10 protein-coding genes are annotated in these 10,403 nt (G+C 70.3%); 6 read left to right on the top strand and 4 right to left on the bottom strand.

What is annotated here, in order from left to right; genetic code table 11:
* The coding region (locus tag ACFQ36_RS16915) for an AEC family transporter (RefSeq protein ID WP_377015642.1) at nucleotides 1–478 on the top strand (478 nt) is incomplete at its 5' end.
* Between the two features lie 132 nt (nucleotides 479–610).
* Here ACFQ36_RS16915 and ACFQ36_RS16910 read toward each other — a convergent pair.
* Together ACFQ36_RS16910 and ACFQ36_RS16905 are read right to left on the bottom strand one after the other, a co-directional pair.
* Nucleotides 611–1,966 carry an MFS transporter gene (locus ACFQ36_RS16910; protein ID WP_377015640.1) on the bottom strand — a complete coding sequence of 452 codons (1,356 nt, stop codon included), beginning with the start codon at nucleotides 1,964–1,966 and terminating at the stop codon, nucleotides 611–613.
* A 197-nt stretch (nucleotides 1,967–2,163) separates the two neighbouring features.
* A complete protein-coding gene (locus ACFQ36_RS16905) occupies nucleotides 2,164–2,913 on the bottom strand; it encodes a DUF429 domain-containing protein (RefSeq protein WP_377015638.1) in 750 nt (249 codons plus the stop codon).
* Between the two features lie 114 nt (nucleotides 2,914–3,027).
* On the opposite strand from ACFQ36_RS16905, the gene ACFQ36_RS16900 reads away from it, so the two are divergent.
* The 4 genes from ACFQ36_RS16900 (at nucleotide 3,028) to ACFQ36_RS16885 (ending at nucleotide 7,287) form a co-directional block, all read left to right on the top strand.
* Nucleotides 3,028–3,702 carry an SAM-dependent methyltransferase gene (locus tag ACFQ36_RS16900; protein WP_377015636.1) on the top strand — a complete coding sequence of 225 codons (675 nt, stop codon included), beginning with the start codon at nucleotides 3,028–3,030 and terminating at the stop codon, nucleotides 3,700–3,702.
* The gene (locus ACFQ36_RS16895) at nucleotides 3,690–4,193 is read left to right on the top strand and encodes an NAD(P)H-dependent oxidoreductase (protein ID WP_377015634.1); all 504 of its coding nucleotides are present in this window, start codon (nucleotides 3,690–3,692) and stop codon (nucleotides 4,191–4,193) included. Before ACFQ36_RS16900 ends, ACFQ36_RS16895 begins: the two co-directional genes overlap by 13 nt.
* Nucleotides 4,194–4,329: 136 nt before the next feature.
* Entirely contained in the window at nucleotides 4,330–5,799 is a 1,470-nt protein-coding gene (locus tag ACFQ36_RS16890) for a DHA2 family efflux MFS transporter permease subunit (RefSeq protein WP_377015644.1), read from the top strand.
* Nucleotides 5,800–5,853: 54 nt separating this feature from the next.
* Nucleotides 5,854–7,287 carry a DUF5129 domain-containing protein gene (locus ACFQ36_RS16885; RefSeq protein ID WP_377015632.1) on the top strand — a complete coding sequence of 478 codons (1,434 nt, stop codon included), beginning with the start codon at nucleotides 5,854–5,856 and terminating at the stop codon, nucleotides 7,285–7,287.
* A 116-nt stretch (nucleotides 7,288–7,403) separates the two neighbouring features.
* On the opposite strand, the gene ald is transcribed toward ACFQ36_RS16885, so the two are convergent.
* On the bottom strand, nucleotides 7,404–8,525 hold the full coding sequence (gene ald / locus ACFQ36_RS16880) for an alanine dehydrogenase (protein ID WP_377015630.1): 1,122 nt from the start codon (nucleotides 8,523–8,525) through the stop codon (nucleotides 7,404–7,406).
* 343 nt (nucleotides 8,526–8,868) lie between these two features.
* On the opposite strand from ald, the gene ACFQ36_RS16875 reads away from it, so the two are divergent.
* Complete coding sequence (locus tag ACFQ36_RS16875) at nucleotides 8,869–10,095, top strand: PucR family transcriptional regulator (protein WP_377015628.1); 1,227 nt, start codon at nucleotides 8,869–8,871, stop codon at nucleotides 10,093–10,095.
* A 25-nt stretch (nucleotides 10,096–10,120) separates the two neighbouring features.
* On the opposite strand, the gene ACFQ36_RS16870 is transcribed toward ACFQ36_RS16875, so the two are convergent.
* The coding region (locus tag ACFQ36_RS16870; RefSeq protein ID WP_377015626.1) for a dienelactone hydrolase family protein at nucleotides 10,121–10,403 on the bottom strand (283 nt) is incomplete at its 5' end.

Below are 10,403 nucleotides of genomic sequence, written 5' to 3'. Positions count from 1 at the left end.
GGCCCCGCGCAGCCTGCGGCGCGCCATCGCCGCGCCGTTCGCCAACCCCGTGACGCTGGCCACGGCGGCAGGCCTGGCCGTGGCGGCTTCCGGCCTCACCGTTCCGGGGATGCTGTGGAACCCGGTGGAACTGGTCGGCCATGCCTCCATTCCGCTGCTGCTGCTGGTCTTCGGCATGAGCCTGTTCGGACACCGGCCGCTCGGGGCCAAGGAGCTGGTGGCGGATACCCTGGTCGCCACGGGCGTGAAGCTGCTGCTGATGCCTGCCCTGGGCTATGCCGCCGGCCGCTGGGTCTTCGGGCTGGCGGGTGCCGACCTGCTCGGCGTGGTGGTGATGAGCGCCCTGCCCACCGCCCAGAACGTGTTCCTGTTTTCCGGCCAGTTCCGGATGGATGCGGTGCTGGCCCGCGACGTCGTGTTCTTCACCTCGCTGCTGTCCTTCCCGGTCATCCTGGCGATTGCGCTGTTGCTGGCCTGATGGCCCACCCGGCAGGTTCCGGGCCGGGACAGCGTTTTAACGGCCGCGACATGGCCGTTAAATGGCTGCCGGACCCGCCTGGCCGGGCATCGGTAGGTCGCCAGGCGGGTCCGGTGGTCTGCAGCCGGGTCCTTACACGGCGGCTGTGGGGGCAGGCTCTTTGCCATGGTCTTCGACCCGGTGCCCTGCCGGGCCGGCCTTGGTGCGTTCCTTGACGAAGTACACCAGGCAGGCGGCGGCCACGGAGGCGGCAGCCAGGGCGAGCAGGCCGGGAATGACGCTGCCGGTCTGTTCCTTGATGATGCCGAAGCTGAAAGGGGCAACGAAACCGCCCAGGTTGCCCACGGAGTTGACCAGCGCAATGGCCGGGGCCAGGACCAGCGGGTGCAGGCCGGACTGGGGGATCGTCCAGAACAGCGGGGACGCGCTCTTGAAACCCATCGCGGCGACGGCCAGGAAGACCAGGGCCAGCACCGGGGAGGCGACGGCAGCCGCATAGGTGCCCGCAGCGGCCACCAGCAGGGCCACGACCAGCAACGGCCGGCGGCTCCGGGCCCGGTCCTGCAGCTTGGCGGCGAAGAACATCGCGATGACGGCACACACCCAGGGGATTGCCGAGAGGAAACCGACGCTCAGGTCGGTGGTGCCGGGAATCCGCTTGACGATGGCGGGCAGCCAGAAGGTGTTGGCGTAGATGGATAGCTGGATGGCGAAGTAGATGCCGCACAGCAGGAGGATCTGGGGGTTGAGCAGCATTTTCCAGCGGTTGATCCTGGCGCCTGCCGCATCCCGGGCGTGCTGGGCGTCTTCGGCCGCGATCACCGCGGCCAGCGCGGTCTTTTCGTTTCCGGTCAGCCACTTGGCGTCCTCGATTTTGGAATCGAGCAGGAAAAAGACGACGACGCCGACCACCATGGACAAGACGCCCTCGAAGCCGAACAGCCACTGCCATCCGCGCAGCCCGAACAGGCCCTCCAGGGTCAGCAGCGTGCCCGCCACCGGCCCGGAGATGGCTGCGGCCACCGAGGAACCGGCAATGAACACCGCCGTCGCCTTGCCGCGCTGGCCTGCCGGAACCCACCGGGTGAAGTAGAAGATCACGGCCGGGAAGAAGCCTGCCTCTGCGGCGCCGAGCAGGAACCGCAGGACGTAGAACATCGTCTCGTTCTGCACCATGGACATCAGGAAGGACACCAGGCCCCAGCTGACCATGATGCGGGCCAGCCAGGCCTTGGCGCCCAGCTTCTCCATCATGACGTTGCTGGGAAGTTCGAAAATGGCGTAGGCGATGAAGAACAGTCCCGCGCCGAATCCGTACGCAGCCGCCCCGATTCCCACGTCAGCCTGCAGATGTTCCTGCGCGTAGCCGATGTTGGAGCGGTTCAACTGGTTGCAGACGAGCATGACGAGCATGATCGGCAGCACCCGTTTGAAGAATTTCCTGGTCGCCGATGCGGCATCCGCGGCGCCGCTGTCGACACGTAGCATGGTGGTTCCTTTACTCTGCGGGAGGCGTGGCAGGGCCGCTGACATCCGGCCGGCCGCCCGCCCGCTGTGAACGGGCGGCCCGATTTTGGCCTTCTGTGACTGTAGCCACTCCATGTGATGCACGTCCAACACCTGCTAGGCATTGATTGATACCGGTAACGCATTGCGATCCCGGGGCGGGTTCCTGCCCCGGCAGGTCAGAGCAGGTCAGCCAAGGCAGAATCCGGGACGTGGATCCACCCTTCCTCTTCCGCGGCGGCAGCCAGCCGTGCCGGCACCGGATGCGTCCTGCCGGTGGCGGCGGCGCGGGCCGAGAGCGAAGCAATGAGCGCGTCATGCAGGTCATCGGAGGCGAGCAACTGCCCGGCGAAGCCGTTCAGGCGCAGCCAAGGGGCCTGCTCCTGCAGCGAGCGCAGGGCCGCCCCGCGCACCGCCCGCGCCTCGGCCGACGTGCCCTTGTAGCCGCGGGGGCTGATGCCCCAGGCCTTCAGCGAGGCGGCCGGATAAACCTCGGCAAAACCGTCCGAGCCGTCCCGACGCCGCGGCCGCGCCGTACGGGCGAGCTTCGCCTGGATGACGGCGCAGCGCATGGCCACGTGCGCCAGCCGGTCGGCCGAGACACTCATCGGCACCAGGTGCAGCAGCGCGGCGACAAAGCGGTCCGTTTCCCGGTAGGCCAGCGTCCGCCGGCCCTCGGGGCCGTCGTGGGCCAGCACGGCAGCGGCATCGGGGCCGAGGTGGCCGCGCAGGAACGGCACCAGCTGCGCGGGCCAGCCCAGCGGGCAGTCGACGCCCGTGCAGTCGCCGGCTTCCACGAGGGCAACGATGTCCTCGTCGGTGGCCCCGAGCCGCAGTTCAGCCAGGCCTGCCCCCTCCGGCCCCCAGTCGAGCACGGCGACGGCGGTCTTCTTCGGGCTGGCGGCCAGATCGACGCCGAGCGTCCTCATGGTGCCAGCGTAGCGGCAGGGGCCCCGCCCGAGCTCGCGAGGGAGGGGGGAGCCGCGGAGCGGTTCACTTTTCGCCGCCTCCTCCACAACCCGCAGCTCGGGCACACTGGATACATGGACAGTGCCACAAACCAGTTTTGGGATTCCTTCTACCAGGAGCGCGAGCAGGTCTGGAGCGGCAAACCCAACCCCGTCCTGGTCCGCGAAGCCGCCGGCCTGGCCCCGGGACTGGCACTGGACCTGGGCTGCGGAGAAGGCGCCGACGCCATCTGGCTGGCCGGGCAGGGCTGGCGCGTGACCGCCGTCGATATTTCCGCCGTCGCCCTGCGGCGCGCCGCGGCCCATGCCGCAGAGCGGGGCGTGGCCGGCCGGATCGACTGGCGGCAGCAGGACCTGTCCGCCTGGACGCCGGAGGAATCCTACGACCTGGTCTCCGCCCAGTTCCTGCATTCGCCCATCGAGCTGCCGCGGGAGACGATCCTGCGCACCGCGGCGGCGGCGGTGGTCCCGGGCGGCACGCTGCTGGTCGTGGGCCACGAGTCCTTTCCGCCGTGGTCCCGGCACCCGGAACCGGAGGTTCCGCTGCCCACCGCCGCCGAACTGGTCCGCAGCCTGGGCCTGGATGACGGTACGTGGCGGCTCGAGGTGGTCGATTCGTCCAGCCGCGACGTCACGGGCCCGGACGGGCAGCAGGCGGTGCTGGCGGACAGCGTGCTGCGGGCCCGGCGGCTGACAACTGACGTCCGCCCTCGACCAGGCGGCCCCGGGCGGGCAGAATGGACCGGGTGAAAACCGTCGTCGTCGCAGGAAACCCGAAACCCAACTCGCGCACCCTGGACGCGGGCGTCCGGCTGGCCGGACTGCTCGGCGCCGACGCGCCGGAGGTCCTGGACGTCACCACGCTCGGACCGGGCCTGCTCGGCTGGGGCGACCCGGCCGTGCAGCACGCCGTGGAACGGGTCGCCGGCGCGGACCTGGCGGTGTTCGCCTCGCCCACGTTCAAGGCCACCTATACCGGGCTGCTGAAGTTGTTCCTGGAGCAGTTCGCCACCGGCGAGGGGCTGCGCGGCGTCGTGGCCGTGCCGCTGATGCTCGGCGCCGGTCCCGCGCACGCGCTGGTGCCGGAGCTGCTGCTCAAGCCGGTGCTGGTCGAACTCGGCGCCACCTGCCCGGCCCCGGGACTATACCAGCTGGACAAGAGCTATGACACGGATTCCGCCGCCTCGGACTACGTCCGGCGCTGGGGGCCGGTGCTCACCGCCAGCATGCGGGCGCGCTGAACGGGGGTTTGCTGCCGGTTAGCGACTACACTGGGCGGGAATACTCTGCCGGCCGGGCCTGTTGGCCCTGTACGGCCTGCACCGCCGCAGTCGCCCGGCCCCGTCCCCTCCCAAGGAACCTGAAGTGAGCAAACCCATGCCCTCCCCTGCAGCTGCCCTGCTGCAGCCGGACCGGGTGGCTGAATCACGGCGCAACCGCCGAGTGATCCGGCTGCTGCTGGCCGCCACCTTCGTGGTCATCCTGAACGAGACCATCATGAGCGTGGCATTGAGCGAGCTGATGGCGGACCTGGGCATCACCGCCCGCGCCGCCCAGTGGCTGAGCACCGCCTTCATGCTGACCATGGCCGTGGTCATCCCCGTCACGGGCTTCCTGCTGCAGCGGTTCAACACCCGCCCGGCCTATACCGCGGCGATGGCGCTGTTCTCCGCCGGCACGCTGCTGGCCGCCCTGGCCCCGGGCTTCGAGGTCCTGCTGCTGGCCCGCATCGTGCAGGCCTGCGGCACCGCGATCATGATGCCGCTGCTGATGACCACGCTGATGACCCTGGTGCCGCCGGGCGAGCGCGGCAAGACCATGGGCAACGTCTCGATCGTCATCTCGGTGGCCCCGGCCATCGGCCCAACCATCTCCGGCATCATCCTGAACACCCTGTCCTGGCGGTGGATGTTTTGGCTGGTGCTGCCCATTGCCGCGGCCATGCTGCTGATCGGATCCCGCCGGGTGGACAATGTCACCGAGCCGCGCCCGGTGCCGCTGGATGTGCCCTCCGTGCTGCTGTCCGCCGCCGGTTTCGGCGGCCTGATCTACGGGCTCAGCACCGTGGGCGGGGGTGCCGGGCACGACGGCGGGCCGGCGGTCCCGGTGTGGGCCGCCTTCGGCGTGGGTGCCGCGGCGCTGGCGGTGTTCGTTGTCCGCCAGTTGCGGCTGCAACGGCACGACCGTGCGCTGCTGGACCTGCGCACCTTCCGGGCCTGCACGTTCTCCATCGCCGTCGGGCTGATGACCGTGAGCATGGCCGCGCTGTTTGGCACCATCATCCTGCTGCCGATCTACCTGCAGCAGGCCCTCGGACTGGAGCCGGTGCAGATCGGCCTGATGCTGCTGCCCGGCGGCCTGCTGATGGGGCTGCTGGCGCCGGCGGTCGGCCGGCTCTATGACCGGTTCGGCCCCACGGTGCTGCTGGTGCCGGGCACCGCCGTCGTCAGCGCCGTGCTCTGGTTCCTCTCCACCGTGCACGAGGACACCCCGCCGCTGCTGGTCCTGGCCGCGCACCTGGTGCTGAGCCTGGGCCTGGCCCTGCTGTTCACGCCGCTGTTCACCGCGGGACTGGGCGCGGTGCGGCCGGAACTGTATTCGCACGGCAGTGCCATCGTCGGCACCGTGCAGCAGGTGGCCGGGGCCGCCGGCACTGCCCTGTTCGTGACCGTCATGTCCGCGCAGTCCGCAGCCCTGGCTGCTGCGGGACAGGCCGGGACGGCTGCGGTTGCCGGCGGTGTGCGGGCTGCCTTCCTGACCGGGGCCGTCCTTTCCCTGCTGGCCATCGTCGGCGCGTTCTTCGTCCGCAAGCCGGAGGAGCAGGCTGCCGGCACCGGGCGGCATTAGACGCCGCGGCGGCAGGGTCCACTTGAGAAGTTGCGGCAGCTGAGGCAGGGAATCATGCGGAAGGTCCTGGGCGCACTGATACTGGTGCTCGCGGCTTTGCTCGGGCCGGCTCCGACCGCACTGGCGGAGGCCCCCACGGACATTGTGGTGGAAGACAGGGCCGGCGTGCTGGACCGGAGTTCGCTGCTGCCCGCCGTCGAAAGCATTGACTTCTACGAACCCACCAAGGTGGCCGTCTACACCTACCGCGGCAGCAGGTCGGACAACCTCAACGAGGAAGTGCTGCGCTTCGCCCGTGCCAAGCATCCGGAATGGATCAGCGCCGACGGGCAGAAATGGGCGGACGGGCTGTTCATCTTCGCGCTGGATCCGGTGGGACGCCATGTCGGCACTTACCTGGGCGAGGACCGGAAGGTATCCACGGAGGCGCAGCAGGACATCCAGGACTCCACCAAGGACCTGTTCCGCGACGCGCAGTGGACCGACGGGACCATCGCCGGCATCCGGCGGGGCGCCGAGCTGATCAACCGGCCCTGGTACCGCTCCGGCTTCTTCATCGGCAGCATGTGGGCCACGGGCATCGCCGGAGCCGCGGGCCTGGGCGGCTGGCTGGCGGTGCGGCGGCGGAACCGGGCGCGCGGACTGCGCGAACGGGAGCGCGGGGACCGCAGCTACGCCAATGTCACAATGGAGCTGGACGCAACCGAGGTGAATGCGAAGGTCATTCCCGAATCGTCGAAGTACGGTGCGCTGGTGCTGGAACAGTACCGTACCTTCATGACGGCGTATTCCGCGGCCAGCAAGCTCAACGGCGAGGTCCATGCCATGTCCGCCCGCGACCTGGCCTCAGCCCGGAACGTCAAGGTGGTCCAGCAGTACGCCGAAGCCGCCGCCGAGCTGGACGCGCTCGATGATGTGATCGCCGATACCAATGCCCTGCTCAACCGCTCCGCCGGCTGGGCCGCGGCCTGGGACCGGCAGGTGGCACCGCTGCGGGCCGACCTGGACGGGATCGAGGACCTGCTGGATAAGCCCAAGGCCCGCAAGGACACGTCCACCGCGGCGGCGCTGCTCTCCTTCCGGGACAACACGCGCCGGCAGCTGGACCGGTGGGCGGCCGGCCTCGGGTCCGGCACGTTGACCCCGGATGCCGCGCTGGACCTGCTGGAGCAGGCCCGCAGGGAGTTCAGCGACCTGTTGAAGAACCACTCCGAGACGGTGATCGACGGTTACGCCAAGGACCAGAAGGAGGCCGGGCTGATGCGCAAGGACATGGAGGAGTCCTTCCGCCGCGGCAGCCAGGGTGCCCGTTCCACCATCCTGGACGCGGCCTATCCGTCCTACACCTTCTATTCCGTGGTGTCCTTCAACAGCGGCTTCAGCGCCGGGCAAAGCAGCGTCGATTCCTCGCGCAGCGATTCCAGCACCACCGGGTACGGCAGCAGCGGCGGCAGCTTCTCCGGCTCCGGCAGCTCCTCGAGCTTCTAGCGTGAAGCGGCTGCCCCGCCGCTTCACTTAGGGGCGCTCCCACCGCAATGGGGCGGACGGCCGGACAGTCCCCGGCCATCCGCCCCGCGGCGCTTGGCAAGACAGCCGTTCGCAAGCTAGGCGTTCGCAAGCTCCGGCACGATCCCGGCCAGCTCCAAGCCGAAGGCCTCGGCGACCGAGCGGTGCATCACCTGCCCGCCGGCGATGTTCAGGCCGGCGGCCAGGGCCGGATCCTTGGCCAGGGCCGCCTCGACGCCCAGATCCGCCAGCGCCACCGCGTAGCGCAGGGTGACGTTGGTCAGCGCGCAGGTGGAGGTGGCCGGCACCGCGCCGGGCATGTTGGCCACGCAGTAGAACAGCGAGTTGTGCACCTGGAACGTCGGCTCCTCGTGGGTGGTGGGCCGGCTGTCCGCGAAGCAGCCGCCCTGGTCCACGGCGATATCCACCAGCACGCTGCCCGGCTTCATCTTGGCCACCAGCTCGTTGCCCACCAACTTCGGGGCCTTGGCGCCGGGAATCAGCACGGAGCCGATCACCAGATCCGCCTCCACCACGGAGCGTTCGACCTCCAGGCTGTTGGAGGCCACGGTCTTCAGCCGGCCGGCGTACTGGGCGTCCAGCTCGCGCAGCCGGTTGATGTTGATGTCCAGGATGGTCACGTCCGCGCCCAGGCCCAGGGCCATGGCGGCGGCGTTGGTGCCGGCCACGCCGGCGCCGAGCACGGTGACCTTGGCCGGACGCACACCCGGGACCCCGCCGAGCAGGATGCCGGGGCCGCCGGCGGGCTTGCTCAGGGCGTTGGCGCCGACCTGCACGGACAGGCGGCCGGCCACCTCGCTCATCGGGGCCAGCAGCGGCAGGGCGCCGTTGGCCGTCTGCACCGTCTCGTAGGCAATGGCGGTCACGCCCGCATCCAGCAGGGCGCGGGTCAGCTCGGGTTCGGCGGCCAGGTGCAGGTAGGTGAACAGCACCAGGCCGGCGCGGAAGTGACGGTACTCGGAAGCAATGGGTTCCTTGACCTTCAGCACCATGTCGGCGCGGGCCCAGGCCTCGTCGGCGGTGGCAACGATCTCGGCACCGGCGGCGGCGTAGGCGTCGTCCAGGATGCCGGACCCGGCACCGGCGCCGGCCTCGACCAGCACGGTGTGGCCGCGGCCGGCCAGCTCGTGCACGCCGGCGGCCGTGATGGCCACGCGGAACTCGTTGTTCTTGATTTCCTTGGGAACGCCGATGATCACGGGAAACTCCTGAAAATGGGATTGTTGCGGCGCCGGAAACGGCGGTGATTCAACTGTAAGACCGGGTTTCCGGGGTGGTTCCGGCCCGTTCCGGGGCGCGCGCACGACGGCGGCAACCAGGCCCCGGCGGGCCGGACACCCGCCGTCATCCCCGGTAAACGGCGGCAACCGCGCCACGGCGCGGATTTGCGCGGTTTCCGGCACGCCAGGCCGGCAGCCCGCGACCGTGACGGCTACCACATACGCTCCCGCAGGGGGACTGGACAAATGTCGAGTTCCGGCGCGGCAACTGTCGCCCGGTGTCTTAGAGTGGAAGCGCATTCAACGGCAGCCGGAGGAGACCATGGCCATCACGAACGGAGGCGTCGAGGAGTCCGTGGAGGCCATTGCCGGCGCCCTCGGCCACGGCGTCTCGGTCGAGGACCTGGACGGCGTGCTGCTCGGCTACAGCAGCCACCAGTCCACCGCGGACCAGGTGCGCGTGAACTTCCTGCTCAGCAAGAAGGTCCCCGCGGACGTGAGCGCCTGGCAGCTCAGCCACGGCATCGCCACCGCCGTGCGCCCGGTGGTGGTGCCGGCCAACGAGCAGCTGGGCATGCTCGGCCGGGTCTGCGTGCCGCTGCTGGTGCGCGGGTTCCGGGTGGGCTACCTGTGGGTGATCCACGAGGCCGAGGAGTCCCCGCACGCGATCCTCCAGGCGCTGCCGGGCATCCGGGACCGGCTGGACCGGCTGGCCGAGCTGCTGCTGGACACCAACACCCCCGAATCCGAGGCGAGGCGCCGCCGGGAGGCACAGTTCCTGGCCGCCTGCGCCGGCGATCCGGACGCCGTGGACGCCGTGGCGGGCTGGCCGGAAGTGCACGGCCGCGCACCGTGGGTGGTGGGCACCGTCATGGAGCGGATCGAGGATCCGGACATGGCGCTGGCCGAACTGGCGGACCCGGAGGCGGGGGTGCTGCTGCAGCGGATCTCCGCCCTGCAGGCCACCGTGGGCATCCGGCCGGCCCTGTTCAGCGCCGGCGCACAGCTGCACGCCGTCGTCCTGTTCCGCGACCTGCCCGGGCGCACCGAGCACGAGGTGGTCCTGAAGCGCTACGGGGCCGAGATCTCGCTGCGCGGCGGGCACCCGGAGCGGCCGGACATGCTGGGCCTGAGCGAACCGTTCGCCGACCTGCGCCGCCTGCCCGAGGCGTACGCCCAGTCCAAATCCGCCGTCCAGGCCGCCGCGGTGGACCCGGGCATCGGCCCGCTGGTGGACTACCGCAACACCGGGGTGTACCAGTTCCTCGCCGCCTCCCCACGCCCGGCCGCCCCCGAGTCCGTGTACTTCGCCGACTTGGCCGAACAGGACCGCAACGGCGAACTGCTGCCGGTGCTGGAACTGCTCTACGACACCGACGGCTCGGTGGCCGATGTGGCCGCACGACTGCACCTGCACCGCAGCAGCGTCTACAACCGGCTGGCGCGCATCCGCTCGATCATCGGCGCGGACCCGCTTCGGGGCAGGGTCCGGCTCGAACTGCACCTGGCCATGAAGGCGGTACGCTGGGCGAACCGGCCGCGGATCTGAGGCTTTCCGGCTGGATCTCCACCGGTCAGGACAGCAGGTGGCGGACGAACCAGTCCCGCGCCAGGGTTGCCGCCTCGGCCAGTGTTCCGGGCTCTTCGAACAGATGCGTCGCCCCGGGCACCACCGCCAGTTCGCTCTCGCAGCGCAGCCGCGCGCGGGCCTGGCGATTCAGCTCCAGCACCTGGGTGTCGAGCCCGCCCACAATCAGCAGCGTCGGTGCGCTGACGGCAGGCAGCCGGTCCCCGGCCAGGTCCGGGCGGCCGCCCCGGGAGACGACGGCGTCCACCTGCGCTCCCGGCTCGGCGGCC

This window comes from Arthrobacter sp. GCM10027362 (assembly GCF_042679445.1).
GTDB lineage: Bacteria > Actinomycetota > Actinomycetes > Actinomycetales > Micrococcaceae > Crystallibacter.
This window is presented reverse-complemented; position numbering and strand designations above follow the sequence as displayed.

Coding starts and splice junctions, on each gene's coding strand:
- ACFQ36_RS16885 (WP_377015632.1), top strand. CDS start 5,854: ATGCGGAAGGTCCTGGGCGCACTGATACTGGTGCTCGCGGCTTTGCTC.
- ACFQ36_RS16875 (WP_377015628.1), top strand. CDS start 8,869: ATGGCCATCACGAACGGAGGCGTCGAGGAGTCCGTGGAGGCCATTGCC.
- ACFQ36_RS16905 (WP_377015638.1), bottom strand. CDS start 2,913: ATGAGGACGCTCGGCGTCGATCTGGCCGCCAGCCCGAAGAAGACCGCC.
- ACFQ36_RS16890 (WP_377015644.1), top strand. CDS start 4,330: ATGCCCTCCCCTGCAGCTGCCCTGCTGCAGCCGGACCGGGTGGCTGAA.
- ACFQ36_RS16895 (WP_377015634.1), top strand. CDS start 3,690: ATGGACCGGGTGAAAACCGTCGTCGTCGCAGGAAACCCGAAACCCAAC.
- ACFQ36_RS16910 (WP_377015640.1), bottom strand. CDS start 1,966: ATGCTACGTGTCGACAGCGGCGCCGCGGATGCCGCATCGGCGACCAGG.
- ACFQ36_RS16900 (WP_377015636.1), top strand. CDS start 3,028: ATGGACAGTGCCACAAACCAGTTTTGGGATTCCTTCTACCAGGAGCGC.